The following is a 24,338-nucleotide window of genomic DNA, read 5'->3' as shown; positions in this document are numbered from 1 at the left end:
CAATTCATTCAGATGCTCGGATATTTTAATAGTAATCTTGAAGGAAACCTTATTATCTCATCTGGCGGAAACTGCCGAACATAAAGAGAACCCCCTGATTTCCGGGGGTTAATTCATCTTAATGAGGTTTCAATTTTGTTAATGCTTCCTGGGCGGCATGCTGTTCGGCCGCTTTTTTTGATTTGCCGTTTCCGGTTCCTAGAATATCTCCATTTAGAGAGACAGTGGCTACAAACTCACGATTGTGGGCAGGGCCTTTCTCCTGAAGAATTTTATATTCCAATGAACCTTTGCTGTCTCTTTGAACAAACTCCTGCAGCTGACTTTTGAAATCCATCACATGAGAAAAAGCACCATCATTAATTTTAGGAAATACACATTTTTCTAAAAAGACAACGACAGGATCAAGTCCTGAATCCAAATATAAAGCTCCGATAAATGCTTCAAAAACGTCCGCCAGCAGAGCAGGTCTAGCTCTTCCGCCAGTCATTTCTTCACCTTTACCAAGCAGTACAAGCTTTCCAAATGATAATTCATTTGCGAATGCTACAAGCGACGGCTCACATACAATAGCTGCACGGACCTTTGTTAAATCACCTTCGCTCATTGTTGGATATTTCTTAAATAAAAACTGAGAAATCGTTAATTCTAAAACCGCATCTCCTAAAAATTCCAGTCGTTCATTGTCCTCGTAAGGCTTTTTGCGATGCTCATTCACATAGGATGAATGTGTGAAGGCTTGATACAAAAGTCTTTCATTTTGGAATGTATGGCCAATTTGTTCTTGAAATTGTTTGAATTCTGCTTTTTTGACAAACGATCTTCTCTCTCTGTAATTCATCTTCGGCATAGGTACCTCCATCACTTAAACAACCGCATCTTTTCTTTTTTGTTCCCATGTTTTAAAAGGGATAAAGCCCCGCTTTAAAACGGGACTTTAAATGCAACATTACTGTTGACTTTGTATGTAGTTCACAGCGTCTCCCACTGTTGCAATTGTTTCTGCATCTTCATCAGAAATCTCCATGTCGAACTCATCTTCAAGTTCCATAACAAGTTCTACTACATCAAGGGAATCCGCACCTAAATCGTCTTTAAAAGAAGCTTCCATTTTTACTTCAGCCTCATCAACACCAAGACGGTCAACGATAATTTTCGTTACGCGAGCTAGTACATCTGCCATAACATTTCACCTCCCCTCAAAGTATTATAGTGTATATCCTATTAAAAAACTAGCCGAAATCAGAGAATCTAAAAGAAGACCTCTAAATCTTTATTTACATGACCATTCCGCCGTCAATATGGATCGTTTGACCTGTGATATAGCTGCTTTTATCTGAAGCTAAAAACGTTACCGCATTTGATATGTCGGATGGCTCGCCAAACCGGGCAAGCGGAATTTGCTTCAGCATTTCATTTTTCACTTCTTCTGTCAGTTTATCCGTCATATCGGTTGTAATAAACCCGGGTGCGATGGCATTAACAGTAATATTTCTCGATGAAAGCTCTTTAGCTGCTGTTTTCGTTAAGCCGATAACACCAGCTTTTGCCGCTACATAATTCGCCTGACCAGGATTTCCGCTAACTCCTACAATGGATGCGATATTGATAATTCGTCCTTGACGCTGCTTCATCATTTGGCGGGTAACTGCTTTTGTTGTTAGAAAAACACCTTTTAAATTGATGTTAATGACATCATCCCATTCAGAGTCTTTCATTCTCATCAGCAGATTATCCTTTGTAATGCCGGCATTGTTAACTAGTATGTCCAGTCTGCCGAATTGCTCCACTGTAGCTTTGACCATAGCAGCTACAGCATCACTGTCGCTGACATCTGCCTGAACGGCAAATGCTTCTCTGCCAAGTGCCTTTATTTCATCAACAACTTCATTCGCTTTCGCTTCGCTCCCAGCGTAATTTACAGCTACATTTGCACCATTTTGAGCCAGTTCAAGTGCAATTGCGCGGCCGATTCCTCTTGATGCTCCAGTAACTAATGCCACTTTACCTTCAACCATTATTTGACCTCCCTGAGCTTTTCGATTGCAGCCTCGATTGATGCTAAGTCAGATACAGCAATCGTGTTTACCTTGCGATCGATTTTTTTCACTAATCCTGAAAGAACTTTTCCAGGTCCGATTTCAACAAATGTCGTAACACCCTGTTCAATCATTTCGCCGATCGATTGCTCCCATCTTACTGGAGAAAACAACTGTTCGACAAGCAGGGTTTTTATTTCTGCGCTGCTTGTTACAGGCGCTGCCGTTACATTTGCCACCACTGGTATAGAAGCATCACTAAGGCTTACTTCATCAAGTATATTTTTAAACTTTTCTGCAGCAGGTTTCATCAGCTCTGAATGAAACGGACCGCTCACATCAAGCGGGATCGCTCTTTTCGCGCCCTTTTCTTTTGCTAATGCAGATGCCTTTTCCACACCTTCAGCTGTACCTGAAATGACAATCTGACCAGGACAATTTAAGTTTGCCAGCTGTACAGAAAAGCCATCGCTTGTGATTTGTTCTGTTACTTCGCGAAGCTCATCTGAATTCATTCCCAGAATGGCTGCCATTGCTCCGACACCTGCAGGAACTGCTTCGTTCATATATTCTCCGCGTTTTCTGACAGCATATACAGCATCTTCAAAGGAAAGGACTCCACCTGCAACTAGTGCCGTGTATTCTCCAAGACTGTGTCCAGCAACAAAATCCGGCTGAATCCCGCTTTCTTTCAATTTTTCCAATAAAGCGATGCTTGCCGTCAGCAGAGCCGGCTGTGCGTTGTATGTTAATGTCAGCTTTTCTTGCGGACCTTCAAAGATTAACTCAGAAAGCTGAAAACCAAGCTTGTCATCTGCAGCTGCAAACACACTGCGAGATGCTTCGACTTCATCATACAGATCTTTTCCCATGCCGACGGTCTGCGACCCTTGTCCAGGAAAAATAAAGGCTATTTTACTCATATTCTATCTCCTCTCATGCTTAAACAGAATTCGTTTTTTCAATGGTTTTTTGAATCGTTTTGCAGACGTCGTTGATTACCATCTCACGCGCCTGGCGGATTGCATTGTAGACAGCGTTAGGATCAGAAGAGCCGTGTGCTTTAATAACCGGCGCTTTCAGGCCGAACAATCCGGCGCCCCCGTACTCAGAGTAATCCATTTTCACTTTGATCTCTTTTAATTGCGGTTTTAATACAGCTGCTGCAAGTTTTGATTTCATATTGCTTGTCAGTGCTGACTTCAGCATATTAAAGACGGACAGCGCTGTTCCCTCTATTGTTTTTAGAGCAACATTGCCGGTAAATCCGTCCGTAACAACGACATCAGCTACTCCGTCGAGAAGATCTCTTGCTTCAACGTTTCCAATAAAGTTTAAATTGGATTCTTTCAACAATTGAAATGCTGCTTTTGTCAGCTCATTTCCTTTTTTGTCCTCTGTGCCGACATTCAGCAATCCGATTCTTGGGTTTGCAAGGCCGCGGACCTTTTCGGCATATACGGAACCCATGATTGCGTATTGCTGCAAATGCTCAGGCTTTGCGTCAACATTTGCCCCAACATCAAGCATTAAGAACCCTTGCCCTTCAATGGTTGGAAGTGTCGGCGACAATGCTGGCCTTTCAATTCCATCAATTCTTCCTACTATAAATAAACCAGCTGTCATTAATGCACCCGTGTTCCCGGCAGATATACAGGCATCAGCCTGTCCTTCTTTTACAGCGTTCGCCATCAGCACCATTGATGCATCTTTTTTTCTTCTCACCGCTCTGACAGGTTCATCTGTTCCTTCAATCACGGTATCAGTATGTACAATTGTAATTCTCTCCGGATTTGTAAGATGTTCTTTAATAAGAGCTTCTTTACCGTATAAGGTAATCTCAATATCGTTAAATAGAGTGACAGCTTTCATTGCACCTTCTACGATTGCTTTAGGAGCATTGTCTCCTCCCATTGCATCAATTGCGATCTTCATTGCTGAAACCTGCCTTTTTCATTGTTTTTGATCGATACATTTCAAATGTGCCTGAGAAAACCAGCTCAGTTCCTACATAACTGTTTACATCAACAGTCGTTCTTCCTTTATCTTCATCTACTTTTATCACTTTAGCTTTAGCGATAACTCTTTCTTTTTCTTTAACCTGTCTTGTAAAACGAATATTCGCCTTAGCCGTTAAGGCCAGTTCATCATCTATTACCGCAACTGCCAGTGAATTCGCCTGAGCAAATAAATGATGGCCGCGTGCGATTTGATTCCGGACAAACACATGCTCCTTTTTCACTTCAAAAATAGAAATGGCAGAGGAATCAAGATCAAGGTCGATAATTTCGCCGATTACTTCTTCTAAAGGAAGTGATTTCACTTCATCGTCAAGCTGCTTGACAGCTACATGCTTAATTCGTTCGCGAAGCTCAGGAATAGAAAGCTCAAGCCGGTCAAGCCTGATTGTCTGGATGCTGACACTGAATTTATCCGCAAGCTCTTCATCGGTAATAAAGGGTGTTTTATTTATAGTCTGCTGCAGCATCGCCTGCCGCTCTTTTTTTGATTTTCTCATTTAGTCTGACACCGTCCGCGCTCTTAAGACTAGGTACTAATAGTAGTATATAATCAAATAAAGCAGATTGCAAGGTCCAAATGCAATCTGCTTTCTATGTTTTCGTATTCTATTAATCTAATTTATCACCATCAACAACACCCGTTTTTTCCAGATACTCTCTGAGCTCCCTGTAATCATTCGACTGCCAGAAAGCTTCGGATTGTACGAGCTTTGCCGCATCACTCCGGGCCGTTTCAAGCGCACGGTAATCATGTACCATATCAGCCACTTTAAACTCAGGCATACCGCTTTGCTTTCTTCCAAAAAAATCTCCCGGGCCCCTAAGTTCAAGATCTTTCTCTGACAGCTCAAAGCCATCCGCTGTTTCTGTCATAACCCGCATGCGTTCTTTGCCGGTTTCTGATTTCGGATCAGCAAGCAGGATACAGTATGACTGTGAACTTCCTCTTCCTACTCGTCCTCTTAATTGATGGAGCTGTGAAAGTCCGAAGCGCTCTGCATCATAAATCATCATAACAGTCGCGTTAGGTACATTGACTCCTACTTCAACAACCGTTGTCGAAACCAAAATTTGAACCCGGTTTTCACTGAACTCTCTCATCACTTCATCTTTTTCAGCACTTGTCAGTCTGCCATGCATCAGTCCTACATTCCATTTGTCTTTGTAAAAATGAACGAGGGTGCTGTGAACATCGATTGCATTCTGAACATCAAGCTTATCCGACTCTTCGATAAGGGGACAGATAACATAAGCCTGTCTTCCAGCCTGAAGCTCTTTATGAATAAAACGAAGAATGCGGTCCAGCATTTCGTGCTTCACCCAATACGTTTCAATTTGTTTTCGGCCAGCCGGAAGTTCGTCGATCACAGAGACATCCATTTCGCCAAATGCCGTGATGGCAAGCGTTCTTGGAATTGGAGTAGCTGTCATAAACAGGACATCCGGATTTTCTCCTTTAGCCCGAAGCACTTTTCTCTGCTCAACACCAAAGCGATGCTGTTCATCTGTAATAACAAGTCCAAGCTTTGCAAAATGGACATCCTGCTGAATCAGGGCGTGTGTTCCGACTATAAATTGGATCTCACCATCTGCAACTCTCTTCAGCAATTCTCTTCTTTTTTTCCCTTTCACTGAACTAGTCAGCAAGGCGACAGTGACAGGGAAGCTGCTGAAGGTTTGAGCAAGTGATTCTGCATGCTGTTCTGCCAAAATTTCCGTCGGAACCATCAGGGCAGCTTGATATCCGGATAAATGAGCGGCATACATGGCAATGGCCGCAACTACTGTTTTACCTGAGCCTACATCTCCCTGAAGAAGGCGATTCATGCGGTAATTTGACTTCATGTCGGTTAAAATTTCACTGACAACCCTTTGTTGAGCATTTGTTAGCGGAAATGGAAGTGATTCCGTAAATCCTTCTAATTGCAATGGATCGTACTGATGGATAATTCCATGCGACTGCTCCCGCTGAAATTTTCGCAGAGCCTGCATTTTCAGTTGGAATAGTAGGAATTCTTCATAGACAAAATATCTTCTTGCATGCTTTAAATCCTCATGCTTCAGTGGATGATGCATCGTAAAAATTGCCTCTTTTTTTGGCGGCAGACGATAGGCAGACATCAGCTGCTCAGGAATCATATCCGTTATGCCAGAAGCGTATTGACTCAATGCCTGATTAATGAACTTTCTCATCGTTTTGACTGTTATCTTTTCTTTAACAGAGTACACCGGTTCTATTTCATGCTGTTTTGCCTGAGGACCAAATACAATTTCGCTGACGGAAATCGTCTGCCGGTGTTTGTCCCATTTCCCTGAAATGGTAATCGTGGACTGCAGCTCCAGCTTCTTTTTGTAATATGGGCGGTTAAAAAATACGGCGCTGATTAAATATCTTCCAACGAGAACCCGAACAGTCAGCCTTGATTTCTTTTTGCCGAAAAAGGCAAGAGAAGGTTCACTATGAACCTTCCCCTCGACTGTCACTCGTTCATCATGCTGTACTTCCGCTAAGTCCTTCAGGCGATAATCTTCATAACGATATGGCAAATATTCAATTAAGTCTTTTACTGTATAAATGCCCATTCCATTTAAGATCTCTTCAGACTCCGCCCCTATCCCCTTTACGGCACCGACAGGCTGCAAGAGATTATTGTCCGCGTTCATCAAGCGGGATCCCAAAAATTTTCGCCTCGAGTTCACGGCCGGTTGGAGTTGCCGCGAGTCCTCCCTGCGCTGTTTCTTTAAGGGCAGTCGGCATGGATTGACCAATGCGGAACATCGCATCGATTACTTCATCACATGGTATGCGGCTCGTAATGCCTGCTAAAGCCATGTCAGCAGCGATCATTGCATTTGCTGCACCCATAGCATTTCTTTTTACGCACGGAACTTCTACTAAACCGGCTACCGGATCACAAACTAGTCCGAGCATATTTTTCAGAGTAATAGCCATTGCCTCTGCGGCCTGACTAGGTGTGCCGCCTGCCATTTCCGTTATGGCAGCTGCAGCCATGCCTGAAGCAGATCCGACTTCAGCCTGACAGCCCCCTGCAGCTCCAGAAATAGATGCATTATTTGCAACAACAAATCCAAAAGCACCAGACGTAAATAAAAAATCAATCATTTGTTCTCTGCTTGGATTTAACTTAGCTTTTACAGCAAAAAGAGTACCTGGAACAACGCCCGCTGATCCTGCAGTAGGAGTTGCGCAGATTGTTCCCATAGCAGCATTTACTTCGTTGGTTGCAACCGCTTTACTGACGGCATCCAAAATAATTTCTCCAGAAAGGAATTTACCCTTTTGGATATAGGCCTGCATAAGAACAGCGTCCCCGCCAGTCAGCCCTGAATGAGATTTCACCCCGGCAAGTCCCTTTTCAACAGCTTGTTCCATCACCGTTAAATTCTGATCCATCATGGACAAAATTTGTTCGCGTGTTCTTCCGGTCATTTCCATTTCCTGCTGAATCATAATTTCTGCTATTTTAACGCCCTTGCTTTCTGCAAGTTCGATTAGTTCTGCTACATTTCGAAACATATTCTTTCCCCCAGTCACATCACTGCTTCTTTCAGCTTAATCTGCTATTTTCGTTACTTGAAGAATATTCGGCAGTGTTTTAAGTTCATCCAGTACAGCAGTATCAATGTTTTGATCTACTTCAATTGTCATTAAAGCAAGCTTGCCTTTTTCCTTTCGTGCTACATTCATATGGCCGATATTAATCGCATATTTCGCCAGAACATTAGCTACAGCTGCAATGGCGCCAAAACGGTCATTGTGTACAACTAATATGGCAGGATGATTTCCTGATAATTTTAATTCAAATCCGTTCAGTTCAGTAATTTCAATTTTGCCGCCGCCGATCGAGATACCCACAAGCTCCAGCTGGCCTTGATCGTCGCCAATGATGACACGTGCTGTATTCGGATGATCGGTTATGGCTTCTTCTTCAGTGAAGGTTACTTTCATTCCTTTTTGATCTGCAATCTCTAAAGATGTTTTTATTCTTTCATCAAATGTGTCAAAATCAAGCAATCCGCCGATAATGGCTACATCTGTGCCATGTCCTTTAAAGGTTTTGGCAAACGAGCCGTAAAACGAAATAGCCGCCCACTTCGGCTCTCTTCCAAACAGGCTCCGTGCCACTCTCCCGATTCTTGCAGCCCCCGCTGTATGCGAGCTTGACGGACCGATCATAATGGGTCCAATGATATCAAATACACTTCTATATTTCATAAAATCCCCCTAAGCTTTGAAAAAAGTTACTGACAAAATCTAAAACTCCCCTGCAAATCTCAGTTTACCAGAAAATGACCCATTGCGAAAACGTAATCATACTGGAAAAAAGAAAGATAAGGAAAGCTTATGAAATTTCAGCTTACATAAGAAATAGAAGGGGGAACCCCTTCTACTTTTATTGTACTATTCAATTGAAAAGATGTAAGAATATAAAGGCTGTTCACCTTTATGAACTTCTACTTCTATTTCTGTATATTTTTCTTCGATGAATTGCACCAATTTCTGCAATTCATCATCAGCAGCATCTTCACCTTGAAGAATTGTTAGAATTTCATCATCTTCAGAAATCATGGTTTCAAGAAGTTTTTTCGCAGAGGCTAATTGGTTTGTGTCCTTTGATACAATTTTGCCATTTGCGATTCCCATAAAATCGCCCTTTTCAATATCAAGACCGTCAATATTCGTATCGCGGACAGCGTACGTAATTTGACCTGTCTTGACAGAGCCCAGAGCGTCCTTCATGATTTCTTCATTGTCTTCAGCAGATGCTGAAGGATTGAAGGCAAGCATTGCTGCCATTCCTTGAGGCACTGTTTTTGAAGGAATAACGATTACGTGATCATCAACAACAGATGCCGCCTGCTGAGCAGCCATGACAATGTTTGAATTGTTAGGCAGGATAATGACATTCTCTGCATGAACATCTTTAATGGCCTGAACAATATCCTCTGTGCTTGGGTTCATCGTTTGTCCGCCTTCAATGACAGAATGTGAGCCGATGCTTCTGAAAAGATCAGCAATGCCTTTCCCCATTGTCACGGCAACGATCCCGTATTTTTGTTTTTCTTTCTTTTTGGAAACAGGTTCAGCCGCAGGCATAGACGGGACGTTATCAAGCAAGCTTGTATGCTGCTGGCGCATGTTTTCAATTTTCATGTTGATCAGGCTTCCATAACGCTGGGCATATGTTAAAACCTGTCCAGGATATTCTGCGTGAATATGTACTTTAACGATTTCATCATCAGCAATGACTAATAAAGAATCACCATGCTCGCTTAAATCCTGTCTGAACGTTTCCTCAGTAAAAGCGTCTTTGTCATCTTCAAACCGCACCATGAATTCTGTACAGTAGCCAAATTCAATGTCTTCAGTATTGATGTGGGAAGCTACACTTTTATGATGTTCAGCACTCACAAGATCAGTCATCGAAGCAGTAACCTTAATATTTGACACTTTTTCGCCTCTCAGCTCAGCAAGAAAACCTTCATATACAAATACAAGACCCTGTCCGCCGCTGTCGACTACTCCGACCTCTTTAAGTACAGGCAATAAATCCGGCGTTCTATCTAAAGATGCTTTAGCTTCTGTTAAAATCGCTTCCATTAATTGATCAATTGAAATAGATGAATCAGCTTCAATTGTATCAACCGCTTTTTTGGCAGAATCTTTGGCAACTGTTAAAATCGTACCTTCAACGGGTTTCATAACCGCTTTATAAGCAGTGTTGACACCAGCCTGAAGCGCATTTGCAAAATCAGCGCTTGTAATCGCGCTTTTTGATTCGATCGCTTTTGAGAAGCCTCTGAACAGCTGGGACAGTATAACACCCGAATTCCCGCGCGCTCCCATTAAAAGGCCTTTTGAGAGTGCTGCACCGACCTTTCCAATGTGTTCAGAAACATTATTTTTAACCTCTTTTGCACCTGAGGTCATCGAAAGGTTCATATTTGTTCCAGTATCTCCATCCGGAACAGGAAAAACGTTTAATGCATCAACGTATTTTGCATTGTTTGACAGGTGACCTGCTCCCTGCAAAATCATTTCCGCAAAACGTTTTCCATCTAAAGTTGTAATTGACACGGACTTTTTCCTCCTTACTACGGGTTCGTTACACGAACACTCTGAACAAAAATATTGACTGAATCAACAGCTAGTCCAACTGTTTTATCCAGTGTGTACTTTACTTTCGTTTGAACATTATGAGCCACTTCAGAGATTTTAGTTCCGTAGCTGACGATAATGTACATATCAATATTGATATGATCTTCTTCCTGACGGACAATAACTCCGCGGCTGAAATTTTCTTTTCTTAAGATCTCAGTGATGCCGTCTTTGATCTGATTTTTTGATGCCATTCCGACAATGCCATAACAGTCAATTGCTGCACCGCCTGCAACCGTTGCAATGACTTCGTTGGATATGTCAATTTGTCCGTACTTTGTTTTCATCTCAATGGACATGATTGTTCCCCCTTTGGTATTGTTCGCATAGGCTAAAGCTATTTTACTATATACAAGAGATTTTTAAAAGTGATTCTAAAGCGCTGCCACGGGTAATCTTACCCTATAGTATAATTCAGCCTGAAATATCCATGTATGTCAAGGAAAAATTCTTGAAAGCAAAAGCAAGAACTATTGCATTCCGAAAGGAGTTGTGATAAATTATTAAAGTATCTCATGACAAACAAGATTAGTATGTTTGAATTGGAAAGGTTTTTTGCAGTTAGGAGGGAATACGATGGCACGTAAATGCGTAATCACTGGTAAAAAAACACGTTCTGGAAACGCACGTTCTCACGCAATGAACGCTTCAAAACGTACTTGGGGTGCTAACCTTCAAAAAGTACGTATCTTAGTTGACGGCAAACCAAAACGCGTATATGTATCTGCTCGAGCTTTAAAATCTGGTAAAGTTGAGCGTGTTTAATCAAAAGCTTTAAGCTTTTGACCCGTTCATTTCTATAGATTTTTGAACGAATTCAGGACGGGATTTAAAACATATGAAAAAAGCACTGCTAAAAGGCGGTGCTTTTTTTATATTCTTAAAGATTCCAAAATGACCTAAAAAGGCAAAAAGCGCCTTCTTAGGCCATTTTCTATTTTACCTGAATGACCAGGGCGCTTTGCTTCTGCTCTTAATCTTTTTTAAACGAGCCCAGCATCGCCCGAACGATGCCACCTAAAAACTTCGGTAATTTGATCGTATAAAATTTCATACTTTCCCTCCTCAGCCATTCGTTCAAAATGATGATGAAAGATTCAGCGGATCTGATTTTCTCCATTCTTCATCGTATGCGAAGCAGTGCAGCCCCGATTATTTTTTTAAACATCATAGTTTAAAAAACGCTCCAGAAGTTATTCATCAGTACTTCTTACCATCATTAATATGCCTTGCTCAAATGAAAAAGTACCGAACGAAAGAATAAGTTCATTACTAATACATAATGTAGAGCCAAGCTTAATATGACAATTTGACAGATGATATTTGAAGCCCTCAAGGGTTATGCCTTTTACTTCCCCGCTTACAGGAAGAAACGAAATATACGGATGACTGCTTTCTCTCACGACCTTATAAGTGCCTGGCAGGTGCACTGTAATTTCATTCGTATGATCAATGATCTTAATCGGTGCATCCGGGTACTTTGCAAGCAGCTGCGTATTGGCAAGAAAATGATCGAGTCTTCCCCCGGTTGAACCAAAAAGAAGAATTTCATCAGGTTCCCGTAAAATTGCCCATTCTAAAGCAATCTCCGTATCAGTTTGATCTTTTTCTGAGGGAAATAAGTCTATATGGAGAGACGATTTTGATAAATTCTCACGTTCTTGATCTGTAATAGAATCAAAGTCGCCAAATGCTCTGGCAGGTGCAATGCCTGCTTCCTGGAGGTAGATAACTCCCCTGTCGACACCAATCCAGATAACAGGATCCGCATCATATCTGGTTAAGGATGGTATATACTTTTTCGGTCCGCCTGCAACAATGTAAATTGATTTCATTTCATTCATCCTTGCTTGTTTCTAATTTACATAATATTATTATGATTTATTTTTTTATCGATTGAATTCTTAAAAAAAGAACCGCAAAAGCGGTTCTTAAGCGTTTCTTATTTCACGTATCGCTTTCATGCGGTCAGGCTGATTGTATATGGCTGAACCTGCTACCAGCACATTTGCTCCTGCTTCTATACAAAGCATAGCTGTTTCTGCATTTACTCCGCCATCTACTTCAATCTCCGTCTGCAGCCCGCGTTCCTTCACCATTTTTGCTACTTCCGTAATTTTCGGCAGGACAGAATGAATAAAAGATTGGCCGCCGAACCCGGGGTTCACTGTCATAAGAAGAACCAGATCAAGGTCATCGAGAACATGCTTAATGACATCTGCCGGTGTATGGGGATTAAGTACAACCCCTGCTTTTACACCTTCAGACTTAATAAGCTGAATGGTCCGGTGTAAATGAGGACATGCTTCTGCGTGAACAGAAATGATATCCGCTCCCATTTTAGCAAATGTACCAATGAAAGCGTCAGGATTCTCAATCATTAAATGAACATCTAAAGGGAGCTTTGTCACCGGTCTGATTGCGTCGACAATCAGAGGACCGATTGTGATGTTAGGTACAAAATGCCCATCCATCACATCGACATGAATATAATCCGCTCCCCCTCTTTCAACATCTTCAATTTCTGCTCCAAGGCGGGAAAAATCAGCTGAAAGAATCGATGGTGCAATTTTAATCATGGTTAGTACCTCGGCTTTCTATCCTTAATTTCTTCAATAAAGCTCAAATAATGGTCATACCGGTATTTCGGGATTTCCCCATTTTCCACTGCTGTCTTAACCGCGCATTTTGGTTCTGACACATGTGTACAGGCTCTGAATTTGCATTGATCGCTTCTTTCTCTCATTTCCGGAAAACAATAAGACAGATCTTCTGCTTCAATATTCATGAATTCCAGTGAACTAAAGCCTGGCGTATCTGCCACTAATCCGGAACCGACTGGAATAAGCTCTACATGTCTTGTCGTATGCTTTCCGCGTCCCAAGTGAGAGGAGATGTCACTGGTTTTAAGGGCAAGTTCAGGGCGCAGCACATTTAAAAGAGATGATTTTCCAACACCGGACTGTCCGGCAAATACAGAGATGCGGTCATTTAACAATGGCAGCAGTTCGGCGATGCCATCAGCCTCAAGTGTAGAAGTCAGTCTCACTTCATATCCCATTTTGCGGTAATCATCCGCATAGGCTAAAATTTCATTCTTCTGTTTTTCGTCTTCAATTAGATCCGTTTTGCTGATGCAAATAATCGGCTCAATATCATTCGATTCAATAAGGACTAAAAAGCGGTCAAGAAGCACCGTGCTGAAATCAGGCTCAACAGCAGAAAAAACAAGGATGGCCTGATCGACATTTGCAATCGGAGGACGAACAAGCTCGTTTTTCCGGTCCAGTACCTCCTGAATAGTGCCTTCACGTTCATTTTCATAATCGTAAATGACTTCGTCTCCAACGAGCGGTGTTACTTTGTTTTTACGGAAAACACCGCGGCCGCGGCACTGGATCGTCCGCTCTCCGTCAAGACAATAATAGAATCCGCTTAACGCTTTAATAATTTTGCCTTTAGGCATACATTTCCTCCTTGATTACTGCAGACAATTACTCAGGGTATGGAATAATTTCAGATTTCACTACCCTATTGTCGATGATTACCTGATAAAAAGCTTTCTCATCAGGAGCAATTGAAAATTCTATTTCACGCGTAGTGGTTTCAGTGGTCGTAAACTTATCATACACATCTGAAATAGAATGCTCTGCATCATCTATGTTAATACTAACCTCGGCTGGCTGTCCTGCAAGCTCTGGCGGATAAGGAATTTCAATCGTTTTCTTCACTTTTTGAATTGGCATTGGTTCCGGACCAAGCGATATTGTCGCTTCAAGCGTATCTCCAGGGAGTACTTTTTCAGATGGTCCAGGAGATTGAGAGATGACTTCTCCTTTGCTGACTGTGTCTGAATAAACATCTTTCCTGACCAATTCCAGATCGTTTTCTTCAATATAAGCATTTAAAGCTTCCTCTGAATAACCTGTTAAATCCTGAAGCTCAAACTCCTCAGGTCCTTTGCTTACCGTTAAGACCAGTTCATCTTCTCCTGGAATAACCTCCACTCCAGGTTCGGGGTCCTGTTCTAAAATCGTTCCCGCAGCTGCTTCATTAAATTCTTCTTCCACTTTAATATTTGTAAACCCTTTTCTTACAAGAAGATCACGGACACGGTTAATATCACGGTTAACATAGTCATCCAGCTCCACCTTCTCTTTGCCTGAGCTTTCATAAATGATGATTGTATCTCCTTCTTTTACCGTTTTGCCCGCTTCCGGTTTTGTTTTAACAACAAAGCCTTCCTGAATTTCTTCATCTTCTATATGAATTGGGTCATCCACAACAAACCCATCTGCAATCAGCTGTTCAACTGCTTCTTCATATTTTATTCCCGTTAAATCAGGTACCTCAACGTCCTTTGGCATAAGCAGCGGAGGGATAATCGTTACCGCGGCCACACTTGCGACCAATAGCAGAAGAAAGATTGTCAGTATGATCTTGCCGGCTTTGCTTTTTTTCTTTTTCTCTTTTTTGCCTTTTTTATTTGCTTCTTTTATGGGCTTATTTGATGCTTCTTTACCAATATTCTCTTGCGGGCGCACAAGGGTGTCATCGGTTTTTTCATACATATTTGAATCCGTGATGATTGGAATCGCTTTTGTTGCTTCATTATCTTCAGGAATAACGAATTTCTCTTCATTTAGACGCTCTGGTTTAAGCGCAGATGTAATATCTTCTTCCATTTCTTCAGCGGATTCATATCTGTGAAAGGTATCCTTTGCCATTGCTTTTAAAATAATATTCTCAACACTCTGCGGAATCGTAGCATTCCACCGTTTAGCTGAAGGTGTTTCAGACTGCAGATGTTTCAGCGCAATTGAAATGGCAGATTCTCCGTCAAAAGGCAGTCTGCCAGTCAGCAGCTCAAAAAGAACAATCCCCAGGGAATAAATATCTGATTTTTTATTCGCCATTCCTCCGCGGGCCTGCTCAGGCGATAAATAATGTACTGACCCGAGCACAGAGTTTGTCTGGGTAATCGTTGTGGAGCTTAATGCCATTGCGATGCCAAAATCAGTTACCTTCACATTTCCATGCGGATCGATCAAAATGTTATGCGGCTTAATATCACGATGAACGATATGATTTTCATGGGCGTGTGCGATTGCTGATACAATCTGCTCCATTATATTTAAGGCTTCTCTGGGATGCAGCGGTGCATATTGCTGTATGTATTGTTTTAACGTATTGCCTTCAACGTATTCCATGACGATATAGTAGATGCCGTCTTCTTCCCCAACATCAAAAATACTGACAATATTCGGATGTGCAAGACTTGTTGCTGATTGTGCCTCACGTCTGAATCGCTTAATAAACTCATCGTCATTTGAAAAATCAAATCTTAGGACTTTCATTGCAACATCGCGATCTAAAATCATATCCCGCGCCAAATATACGTTCGCCATTCCTCCGCCGCCAATAACCCGAAGAATTTTATACCTGCCGCTTAATCGCTTGCCAATTAACACGTCTGATCACCCTCTTTGATTTCAGACGGCTGTTTGACGATGACGAGTGAAATATTATCCTCTCCCCCATTATCATTTGCCTGATTGACCAAAGACAATGCAATCTCGTTCAGTGACCCGAGAGAGGTTAATGTCTGCTTCATTTCACTCTCGCCAACTTTGTTGGATAGTCCATCTGAACATAAAAGCAGGATATCAGATTCCTCCAGACAAATGGATGTCAGATCCAGTTCAACGTGTTCTTCAGTACCTAAAGCCCTGACAAGAACATTTTTTCTCGGATGATGTTCTGCATCTTCCTTTGAAATCTGTCCTGAACGCACGAGTTCATTTACAAGTGAATGATCCTCTGTAATTTGTTTAAAACCGTCAGTATTGCATAAATATCCCCTGCTGTCGCCGATATGGCCGATTGTAGCAAAGCTTTCGGTGCATATAGCTGCAACAACCGTTGTACCCATGCCTTTGCAATCGGGATGCGTCAATGCATGTTCAAGTAAAATAGAGTTAACTTTTTCGATATGCTCTTTAAGCCAATTTACAGCAAGGTCAGGAGAAGAAATGCGGGAAGCTGATTCCCACATTTCCTTCAGAGTTGCAATCGTCATTTGACTTGCAACATCCCCTGCTAAGTGACCCCCCATACCATCTGCAACAACTGCCAGCACATCTCCGTCTTCATTTTTAAAGACGCCAACACTGTCTTCATTATGCTGCCTTACTTTTCCCCTGTCTGTTACAATAACGGTTTCCATGAAGTCACCTCGTCTCTTCTTTGCGCTCCTTCGCTCTAAGCTGACCGCATGCTGCATCAATGTCATGCCCCTGCTCTCGTCTGGTCGTTACATTTATGCCGCGTTTTTTCAATGTCTTCTCAAACAGATCAATCTGTTCTCTTGGAGTTCTGACATAGTCTCGTTCAGGCACATAGTTGACCGGAATTAAGTTCACATGACATTTGAGATGCTTAATAAGCTTCGCGAGCTCTTCAGCGTGCTCTACCTGATCATTTACTCCTCCGAATAAACCATATTCAAAGCTTACACGTCGGCCTGTTTTATTCACATAATACTCAATGGCTTCCATAAGCTCAGGAAGCTTATACGCTTTGTTGATTGGCATTAAACGGCTTCTCAGCTCCGTGTTTGGTGCATGCAGAGAAACGGCAAAGTTAATTTGCAGGTGTTCATCTGCAAATTTATAGATTTTTGGAATGATCCCGCTCGTTGAAACAGTAATATGGCGGGCTCCAATATTTAATCCATCATCATGATTTATGATTTTAAGAAATCCCATCATTTCATCATAATTATCAAATGGTTCGCCAATTCCCATGATAACCACATGACTCACACGTTCTCCCAGCTCATCAAGTGCCTTTTGTACTTTTACGACCTGAGCAACGATTTCTCCTGCTTCTAAGTTGCGTTTTAATCCGCCGAGTGTAGACGCACAGAACGTACAGCCAATCCGGCAGCCCACTTGTGTAGTTACACAAACGGAATTTCCATATTCATGGCGCATCAATACGGTTTCAATTGAATAACCGTCATGAAGTTCAAATAAAAACTTCATTGTGCCGTCATTTGAAGTTTGCTGAATGATTGTTTTAAGTGTTGTTAAAACAAAATGCTCATCAAGCTTGCCTCTCAGCGCTTTGGATAGATTTGACATTTCCTCAAAAGAGGATGCTCTTTTTATATAAAGCCAGTCAAAAATTTGTGCAGCCCTGAACGGCTTTTCGCCTTTTTCTGTTAACCAGTCTTGCAATTCTCCGAGTTCAAGAGAATAAATGGAAGGTTTTACTTGATCTTTGATGACTGCTTTTTTAGTTCGTTTTACTTCTTCCATTTTTACACCTTCTTTCTTAAGCTTGCTATATAAAATCCGTCCGTGCCGAAATAGTGCGGCAATATTTGAAGCTGTCCATCAGCTGCAAATGGTTTTGCAGGCTCCGGCAAACGGTCTGTTAATGAATGATCCAGCTCGTAATCCCTGTGTTTTTCTAAAAATGCTTGTACGACTTGTCCATTTTCTTCATGATCAATTGTACAGGTGCTATAGATTAGTGTACCATCTTTTTTCAATAAAGGCGCGACTGAAGAAAGAATTGCCAGCTGAATTTCCGACAGACGCTTAACATCTTCTTCCGTTTTTGAATATTTAATATCCGGTTTTCGCCGGATGACACCAAACCCAGAACAAGGTGCGTCCACTAAAATTTTATCAAACTGGACGTTTTCAAATCGGCTGTCGGCATTTCTGCTGTCGAGCGCTTCTGTCTTAATATTGCTGAGCTGCAAACGGTCTGCCTGCTCTTTAATTAACTTTACCTTATGCTCATGCAGATCAAGTGAATAGACAGAGCCTGTATTCTCGAGAATCTCAGCTATATGGGTTGATTTCCCGCCAGGTGCAGCGCATGCATCCAGTACATTGTCGCCCTTTTGCAATCCAAGCGTTCTTGCCACTAGCATTGAGCTTTCATCCTGGATTGTAAAGAAGCCCTTTTTAAATTCTTCTGTTTGAGCAAGATTTCCCTTCAGACTTTTAATTGCATCATCTGTTAGGTCGCCTTTTTCGGTTTGAATCCCTTTTTCAGCAAGTACGTCCATCAGTTCCTCAGGTGATTGCTTCATTTGATTCACCCGCAAGGTCACGCTTGGCGGTGTTAAGTTAGCCACGCACATTTTTCTTGTCTCATCTGCTCCAAGCTGTGCGATCCAGCGCTTAACAAGCCAGACAGGATGGCTTGTTTCAACAGCAATCCGTTCTGCTTCACCTTTGATTGAATCAAAGGCAGGAAGACCTTCACGCTGAAGCGACCTTAAAATGCCATTAACCAAAGAGGCAATTCCTTTATGTCCCCGTGACTTGGCAATTTCCACCGCTTCAAATAATACGGCTCTCTCCGGCACACGATCCAAATAAACCATTTGATAAACCGAAAGGCGAAGCAGGTTCATGACCCACTGTTCTATTTTTTTTGCTTTTTTCAGAAAAGGCGCCAGGTAAAAATCAATCGTATCCTTGCGCTGAAGGGTTCCATAAACCATTTCGGTCAGCAGCGGAATGTCGATTTCCTTCACGTGGTTCTTCTTGATCATGGAATTTAAAAGAAGATGACTGTATGCCTGATTTTTTTCAATTGTCAGCAGTGTTTCTAAAGCAACCTCGCGGACATTATTTGTTTTCTTCATTTTGTTCTCCCAACTTTTCTCCTGCTTGCATTTGCGTGCCTCTCAAAAAATCTTCTCCGCTCATCTTTTTCTTCCCGGATGGCTGCAGCTCTGTAATTTTGATTGCCGTGCTGTCTCCAGTTGCCACAACAATGCCATCAGAATCGATTCCAATTACTGTACCTGGTGCTGCTGCATTTTTATTTGGCATTTTTTCACCCCACCAGATCTTTACTGCTTGGCCATTTAAGTGGGTATAGGCAACCGGCCATGGATGGAGACCGCGGATGTGGTCATAGATTTCCTGACCGCTTTTCGTCCAGTCAATTTTCTCTTGTTCTCGCTTAATATTTGATGCGAATGTTGCTTTTTCATTATCCTGCTTGCGGGGAGTCAGTTTTCCTTCAAGCAGTGCAGGCAGCGTTTCTGCCAAAAGATCAGCCCCGGCAGCACTCAATTTATCATGAAGAGTGCCTACATGATCACGCTCTTCAATTGTCACCTCTGCCTGAGTCAGGATATCACCGGCATCTAGTTTTTCAACCATGTACATGATTGTGATGCCCGTTTTCTTTTTGCCCTGAAGGATTGAATAATGAATAGGCGCACCGCCTCTCAGCTCAGGAAGCAATGATGCATGAACATTAATGCAGCCGAACTGCGGCGCTTCTAATAATTCATTCGGCAGAATTTGACCGAATGCAGCAGTTACGACCAGGTCCGGTTTAAGAGCAAGCACTTGCTCAAGCTCTTTTTTATCTCTGATTTTTTCCGGCTGAAGCACAGGAATATTTTGTTTTTCCGCTTCTACTTTTACAGGAGGAGGTGTTAACGTTTTTTTACGGCCTTTAGGACGATCAGGCTGAGTTACAACCCCAACAACTTCATAGCCTTCTGCCACCAGTCTTTTTAAAACAGGAACAGAAAAATCCGGCGTTCCCATAAAAACAATTCTTGTCATGCCAATCATCCTTCCAATTCTTCTAACTCTTCTTCTTTTAGGTATTTTTTCACCTTTGCAGTAAACAGGATTCCATGCAGGTGATCGATTTCATGCTGGATCGCTCTAGCTAAAAAACCATTTGCTTCTATGACAAATGGTTTGCCTTTTCGATTTTGAGCTCTGACTTTAACAAAATCGCTGCGCTCAACTTCTCCATATAATCCCGGGAAGCTTAAGCAGCCTTCAGGTCCTGACTGAGAACCGCGCTTTTCTATAATAACGGGATTAATCAGTTCGATTGTTCCATGATGGTCATCTATGTCAACAACAGCTGCTTGAATGGGTATACCAACTTGAGGAGCTGCAAGACCCACTCCGTCAAGTTCAATCATTGTATCATACATATCTTTTAACAACTTTGACAGCTTTCTGTCAAAGTTGGTGACAGGTTCGCATTCTTGCTCCAGCACATCTGCCGGGTGCAAGACAATTGGTTTTATAGCCAATGAAACATCCTCCAGATTTGTCTTTATTTTATTTAGTTTAGACGCATACGCTCCATCTAAACCCTACATCATGGTATTTGGATTTAAATCGATGCTGATGGATAATTGATTTTTATTCATATCCTGCTGATAGCGTTCGATAATCATTTTAAGTGATGCGTGCAGATTTTCTTCCCGCTTGTATTTTATCATGCATTGATAGCGATATCTATCGTTTATCCTTGGAATAGGCGAAGCTACGGGTCCAAGGATCTTGACTGTATCAGAAAGTCTTTGATTCAGGTGCTTCGCAATTTTCTCGGTGACTGAAACAGCCTTAAGGAGATCGGGATGAGACACCGTTACTAAAGCAAGATAATAAAAAGGAGGATAAGCATGCTGCTTTCTTGTCAGCATTTCCTGCTGATAAAAAGAATCATAATCATGATGGCTTGCAAGCTGAATGCTGTAATGCTCAGGTGAATAGGACTGAATGACAACTTCGCCTGGCAATTCATGTCTGCCTGCTCTGCCGCTTACCTGTGTCAGCAGCTGAAAGGTCTTTTCAGATGAGCGGAAATCCGGCAAATGCAGCATTGTATCCGCTGTTAAAACCCCTACAAGGGTTACATCTGGAAAATCAAGGCCTTTTGCAATCATCTGCGTTCCTAAAAGGATATCTGCCTCTTTATTGCCAAACTGCGTCAGTAATTTTTCATGAGAGCCCTTCCGTCCCGTCGTATCCACATCCATGCGGATGATTCTTGCTTCCGGCAGTACTTTTGCAAGTTCTTCTTCTACCCGCTGAGTTCCCGTTCCGAAGAACCGGATATGTTCGCTGCTGCATTCAGAACAAACCTTTGGCATCGGCTCCTCATGCCCGCAATAATGGCATTTTAATTGAGATCCATGCTTATGATAAGTTAAGGAAATCTCACAATGCGGGCATCCGGTCACACAGCCGCAGTCTCTGCACATGACAAAAGAAGAATATCCCCGTTTATTTAAAAATAAGACGGATTGCTCCTTTTTTGCTATTCGGTCCTGAAGCTTTTCAAGCAGGGAAGATGAAAACATGGTTCTGTTTCCGCTTCTTAATTCATCCCTCATATCAATCACTTCAACTTGGGGCAGCGGCCTCTGATTCACACGTTCTTTTAAGGAAATCAGCTGATACACTTCTTTCCCTGCTCTTGCAAACGACTCTAATGAAGGAGTTGCACTTCCCAAAACAACTGGACATTGATGAAATTTTGCACGGTAAATGGCGACATCCCTCGCATGGTAGCGGGGATTCTCTTCTTGTTTGTAGCTTCCTTCGTGTTCCTCATCAATAATAATCATTCCAAGATTAGTAAATGGAGCGAATACCGCAGATCTTGCTCCAACGACAAGTTTTACCTCACCGCGATGAATCTTTCTCCATTCATCGTACTTTTCTCCGACAGAAAGACCGCTGTGCAGCACAGCCACAAGCGAACCGAATCTTCCTTTAAATCGATTGACCATTTGCGGGGTAAGCGAAATCTCAGGAACGAGAACGATCGCTTCTTTGCCCTGGTTCAGGACAGACTCAATAGACTGCAGATATACCTCTGTTTTTCCGCTGCCTGTTACACCATACATTAAAAAGACATCATGCCGGTTTTGTTCAACCGAGTTCAGGATTGGAGAAATGGCAGTCTGCTGTTCCGCAGTCAATGCAAGCGGTTCTGTCTTTTTGAAAGTACGGTCCTCATAAGGATCACGATAAATTTCCACATTCTCTTCCCTTAGCAGTTTCTTCTTAATGAGCGTTTTCACAGGAGAGTCTGTAATATTCAAATGCAAAAGGAGCTCTTGCAGCGGCACAGATATACCGCTGTTATTAATAAAGTAATCAAGAACGATCTTTTGTTTTGCCGCTTGCGCAGAACAAGACTCTGATTCTTTCTTTAAGTCAGCTATTTCTGCATTCGAAGTGATATATTTTTGAGTCTTTTTTTTATTTTTTTGTTTTACCTGATAAATAACTTCAAGGACACCCCGTTCAATTTCCATTTGAAATTCTTTTACAGAGTCGCTTTTTTCAATGTCTTTCCAATAAACGCTTCTTCTGCTTTGAAACCATGGAAGGACTTTTGGGTGAAGGTTCGGTCTGTATTCATCAGAAACAAGGACTATTTCCTTTTCATATCTCGCTTTCATCGCAGCCGGGAGCATTGCCTGGAAGGCAGAAATCTTGAAGCATAACGTTGTTTGTGTAAGCCAATGGCCGATATCAAGCAGTTCCTTTGTTAGTGCAGGCGTGATATCCATCACTTCAGCGATTGGCTTTACACGATCAAATTCACTTTCATTTTTAATGCCAATCACAAACCCCTGAACTTTGCGGGGGCCAAATGGCACGATCACGCGCATTCCAGGTTTGATAAAACCTGTCCATTTTTCAGGAATCAGATAATCAAATGCTCTGTCTGTCTGCATCGCTTTCACATCAACGATAACGCTTGCAAACCTCATGATTTATACTCCTTTGTTAAAACGGCTGATTTCTTCTAAAATTTGCTTAGCTACTTCTTGCTTAGAAAGCACGGGAAGCTCCTTTTTTTCTCCGCTTTTTTTATACATGGTCACAATGTTTGTATCCGTTCCAAAACCAGCTCCAGCAAGCGTCACATTGTTTGCCACAATCATATCCAGATTTTTTTTCTGGAGTTTTCTTAAGGCATATTCCTCCACATTTTCGGTTTCGGCTGCGAATCCAACTAAAATCTGGTTTTCTTTTCGCTCTCCAAGATCTTTTAAAATATCTTTTGTCCGTTCCATTTCAATAGTTAAAGATCCGTCCTGTTTTTTCATTTTCTGATCAGAGACGACGCGCGGCCGGTAATCGGCAACTGCCGCAGACTTAATGACAATATCCATTTCACTGAAGCGGTTCAATACTTCTTGATGCATTTCATCTGCCGATTCAACCCGAATGACCGTTACTCCTGAAGGCGGAGCAATTTCAACAGGGCCTGAGATCAAAGTAACTTCAGCACCCATTTGATTTGCCGCCTCTGCAATGGCATAGCCCATTTTCCCTGAAGAATGATTTGTAAAATAACGGACAGGATCTACTTTTTCGCGGGTTGGACCCGCAGTAATCATAACTTTCTTGCCTTTTAAAACCTGATTTTGCTTATCAGAAAAAAAACCTTCTATTAAAGAGACAATTTTCTCAGGTTCTTCAAGTCTTCCTTTTCCGACATATCCGCAGGCTAAATAGCCTTCGCTAGGCTCAATGTACTGATATCCATATTGGGATAACGCCAGAATGTTTTTCTGAACGGCCGGGTTGTCATACATATGAACATTCATAGCAGGAGCAATCCAGACCGGTGCAGTTGTCGCAAGTAATGTTGTTGTCAGCATATCGTCTGCTATCCCATTTGCTAATTTACCGATTGTATTTGCAGTGGCCGGAGCGACCACAACCAAATCTGCCCAATCTGCAAGATCAATGTGTGAGATAACGGCAGGATTTTTCTCGTCAAATGTATCAAAATAAACGTCATTTCTTGACAGAGCCTGAAAAGTCAGCGGGTTAACAAATTCACGCGCTGAACGTGTCATAATCACTTTGATTTCAGCTCCTGCCTGAATGATTTTGCTTGTTAAAGCTGCAGCTTTATATACGGCAATTCCTCCGCTTACGCAAAGGAGAATTTTCTTTCCCTTCATTTCACATTCCCCCCACCAAAGTCATAGTACTTATTATAGCCGTGAATTATCAAGAATGAAAAAATAACAACCCATGTTGTTTCAGGTTGTTATTTTAGAGTGCCATTTAATTAGTCTTGTTTTTCATAATCCAGCAAGCCTGAATTAATTTCTTCAAGTGCTTTGCCGACATATTTATGAGAGACAGGCTTCACGATTTGCTGATCGTGATTTTCCTGCATTTCACGTGCGCGTCTTGCCGCCACTGTTACGAGTGTATATTTAGAATCAAGCTTGTTCATGAGTTTATCAATAGATGGATATAACATATT

Annotated in this window: 25 protein-coding genes; 1 reads left to right on the top strand and 24 read right to left on the bottom strand. The window is 42.0% G+C overall.

All coding sequences use genetic code 11. The features are described 5' to 3' along the window. Window positions 1-118: 118 nt before the first annotated feature. From rnc to K8L98_RS10760, 11 genes are all read right to left on the bottom strand, one after another. Window positions 119-850 (bottom strand): ribonuclease III, encoded by a 732-nt coding sequence (rnc, locus tag K8L98_RS10810; RefSeq protein ID WP_223442241.1) that lies wholly within the window; start codon window positions 848-850, stop codon window positions 119-121. Window positions 851-949: 99 nt separating this feature from the next. Further along, window positions 950-1,183, bottom strand: coding sequence for an acyl carrier protein (gene acpP / locus K8L98_RS10805; RefSeq protein WP_070879146.1), 234 nt, complete (start codon window positions 1,181-1,183; stop codon window positions 950-952). A 94-nt stretch (window positions 1,184-1,277) separates the two neighbouring features. After that, window positions 1,278-2,018, bottom strand: a complete 741-nt coding sequence (gene fabG / locus K8L98_RS10800; protein ID WP_223442239.1) for a 3-oxoacyl-[acyl-carrier-protein] reductase — start codon at window positions 2,016-2,018, stop codon at window positions 1,278-1,280. Continuing rightward, a complete protein-coding gene (gene fabD, locus K8L98_RS10795; RefSeq protein ID WP_223442237.1) occupies window positions 2,018-2,962 on the bottom strand; it encodes an ACP S-malonyltransferase in 945 nt (314 codons plus the stop codon). The genes fabG and fabD overlap by 1 nt, the downstream gene beginning before the upstream one ends. Before the next feature lie 19 nt (window positions 2,963-2,981). After that, a complete protein-coding gene (plsX, locus tag K8L98_RS10790) occupies window positions 2,982-3,974 on the bottom strand; it encodes a phosphate acyltransferase PlsX (protein ID WP_223442235.1) in 993 nt (330 codons plus the stop codon). Beyond that, window positions 3,958-4,557 (bottom strand): transcription factor FapR, encoded by a 600-nt coding sequence (gene fapR, locus K8L98_RS10785; protein WP_223442233.1) that lies wholly within the window; start codon window positions 4,555-4,557, stop codon window positions 3,958-3,960. The genes plsX and fapR overlap by 17 nt, the downstream gene beginning before the upstream one ends. A gap of 112 nt (window positions 4,558-4,669) precedes the next feature. Continuing rightward, window positions 4,670-6,724, bottom strand: a complete 2,055-nt coding sequence (gene recG, locus K8L98_RS10780) for an ATP-dependent DNA helicase RecG (protein ID WP_223442231.1) — start codon at window positions 6,722-6,724, stop codon at window positions 4,670-4,672. Further along, window positions 6,708-7,598 carry an L-serine ammonia-lyase, iron-sulfur-dependent, subunit alpha gene (gene sdaAA / locus K8L98_RS10775; protein WP_223442228.1) on the bottom strand — a complete coding sequence of 297 codons (891 nt, stop codon included), beginning with the start codon at window positions 7,596-7,598 and terminating at the stop codon, window positions 6,708-6,710. Before sdaAA ends, recG begins: the two co-directional genes overlap by 17 nt. Window positions 7,599-7,634: 36 nt before the next feature. After that, entirely contained in the window at window positions 7,635-8,297 is a 663-nt protein-coding gene (gene sdaAB / locus K8L98_RS10770) for an L-serine ammonia-lyase, iron-sulfur-dependent subunit beta (RefSeq protein ID WP_223442225.1), read from the bottom strand. A 186-nt stretch (window positions 8,298-8,483) separates the two neighbouring features. Next, the gene (locus tag K8L98_RS10765; protein WP_223442222.1) at window positions 8,484-10,160 is read right to left on the bottom strand and encodes a DAK2 domain-containing protein; all 1,677 of its coding nucleotides are present in this window, start codon (window positions 10,158-10,160) and stop codon (window positions 8,484-8,486) included. Between the two features lie 17 nt (window positions 10,161-10,177). Beyond that, window positions 10,178-10,540, bottom strand: coding sequence for an Asp23/Gls24 family envelope stress response protein (locus K8L98_RS10760; protein WP_070879137.1), 363 nt, complete (start codon window positions 10,538-10,540; stop codon window positions 10,178-10,180). 277 nt (window positions 10,541-10,817) lie between these two features. Here K8L98_RS10760 and rpmB point away from each other — a divergent pair, with 277 nt between their 5' ends. Further along, window positions 10,818-11,006 (top strand): 50S ribosomal protein L28, encoded by a 189-nt coding sequence (gene rpmB / locus K8L98_RS10755; RefSeq protein WP_101565215.1) that lies wholly within the window; start codon window positions 10,818-10,820, stop codon window positions 11,004-11,006. A 208-nt stretch (window positions 11,007-11,214) separates the two neighbouring features. On the opposite strand, the gene spoVM is transcribed toward rpmB, so the two are convergent. The 13 genes from spoVM to rpoZ form a co-directional block, all read right to left on the bottom strand. Beyond that, window positions 11,215-11,295 (bottom strand): stage V sporulation protein SpoVM, encoded by an 81-nt coding sequence (gene spoVM, locus K8L98_RS10750; RefSeq protein ID WP_003328987.1) that lies wholly within the window; start codon window positions 11,293-11,295, stop codon window positions 11,215-11,217. Window positions 11,296-11,434: 139 nt separating this feature from the next. Further along, complete coding sequence (locus K8L98_RS10745; protein ID WP_223442219.1) at window positions 11,435-12,076, bottom strand: thiamine diphosphokinase; 642 nt, start codon at window positions 12,074-12,076, stop codon at window positions 11,435-11,437. A 96-nt stretch (window positions 12,077-12,172) separates the two neighbouring features. Then, window positions 12,173-12,820 carry a ribulose-phosphate 3-epimerase gene (rpe, locus tag K8L98_RS10740; RefSeq protein WP_223442217.1) on the bottom strand — a complete coding sequence of 216 codons (648 nt, stop codon included), beginning with the start codon at window positions 12,818-12,820 and terminating at the stop codon, window positions 12,173-12,175. A gap of 2 nt (window positions 12,821-12,822) precedes the next feature. After that, window positions 12,823-13,707 carry a ribosome small subunit-dependent GTPase A gene (rsgA, locus tag K8L98_RS10735; RefSeq protein ID WP_223442213.1) on the bottom strand — a complete coding sequence of 295 codons (885 nt, stop codon included), beginning with the start codon at window positions 13,705-13,707 and terminating at the stop codon, window positions 12,823-12,825. Window positions 13,708-13,735: 28 nt separating this feature from the next. Then, window positions 13,736-15,712 carry a Stk1 family PASTA domain-containing Ser/Thr kinase gene (pknB, locus tag K8L98_RS10730; protein ID WP_223442210.1) on the bottom strand — a complete coding sequence of 659 codons (1,977 nt, stop codon included), beginning with the start codon at window positions 15,710-15,712 and terminating at the stop codon, window positions 13,736-13,738. Beyond that, a complete protein-coding gene (locus tag K8L98_RS10725) occupies window positions 15,706-16,467 on the bottom strand; it encodes a Stp1/IreP family PP2C-type Ser/Thr phosphatase (protein WP_223442207.1) in 762 nt (253 codons plus the stop codon). The genes pknB and K8L98_RS10725 overlap by 7 nt, the downstream gene beginning before the upstream one ends. 4 nt (window positions 16,468-16,471) lie before the next feature. Continuing rightward, window positions 16,472-17,563, bottom strand: a complete 1,092-nt coding sequence (gene rlmN / locus K8L98_RS10720) for a dual-specificity RNA methyltransferase RlmN (RefSeq protein WP_223442205.1) — start codon at window positions 17,561-17,563, stop codon at window positions 16,472-16,474. Window positions 17,564-17,565: 2 nt separating this feature from the next. Continuing rightward, window positions 17,566-18,912 carry a 16S rRNA (cytosine(967)-C(5))-methyltransferase RsmB gene (gene rsmB, locus K8L98_RS10715; RefSeq protein ID WP_223442202.1) on the bottom strand — a complete coding sequence of 449 codons (1,347 nt, stop codon included), beginning with the start codon at window positions 18,910-18,912 and terminating at the stop codon, window positions 17,566-17,568. Further along, a complete protein-coding gene (gene fmt, locus K8L98_RS10710; RefSeq protein WP_223442200.1) occupies window positions 18,896-19,852 on the bottom strand; it encodes a methionyl-tRNA formyltransferase in 957 nt (318 codons plus the stop codon). The genes rsmB and fmt overlap by 17 nt, the downstream gene beginning before the upstream one ends. 5 nt (window positions 19,853-19,857) lie before the next feature. Next, on the bottom strand, window positions 19,858-20,340 hold the full coding sequence (gene def, locus K8L98_RS10705) for a peptide deformylase (protein ID WP_223442198.1): 483 nt from the start codon (window positions 20,338-20,340) through the stop codon (window positions 19,858-19,860). A gap of 63 nt (window positions 20,341-20,403) precedes the next feature. Beyond that, window positions 20,404-22,821: a primosomal protein N' gene (gene priA, locus K8L98_RS10700; protein WP_223442196.1), complete on the bottom strand. Its 2,418-nt coding sequence runs from the start codon at window positions 22,819-22,821 to the stop codon at window positions 20,404-20,406. 3 nt (window positions 22,822-22,824) lie between these two features. Continuing rightward, window positions 22,825-24,027 (bottom strand): bifunctional phosphopantothenoylcysteine decarboxylase/phosphopantothenate--cysteine ligase CoaBC, encoded by a 1,203-nt coding sequence (coaBC, locus tag K8L98_RS10695; RefSeq protein ID WP_223442194.1) that lies wholly within the window; start codon window positions 24,025-24,027, stop codon window positions 22,825-22,827. 110 nt (window positions 24,028-24,137) lie between these two features. Then, window positions 24,138-24,335: a DNA-directed RNA polymerase subunit omega gene (gene rpoZ / locus K8L98_RS10690; protein ID WP_070879124.1), complete on the bottom strand. Its 198-nt coding sequence runs from the start codon at window positions 24,333-24,335 to the stop codon at window positions 24,138-24,140. Window positions 24,336-24,338 lie beyond the last annotated feature (3 nt).

Origin of the sequence: Metabacillus dongyingensis (genome assembly GCF_019933155.2) — a bacterium.
In the GTDB taxonomy this organism is placed as follows: Bacteria; Bacillota; Bacilli; order Bacillales; family Bacillaceae; genus Bacillus_P; species Bacillus_P dongyingensis.
Note: the sequence above shows the minus strand (reverse complement) of the source record. Positions and strands in the feature narration are given on the sequence as shown.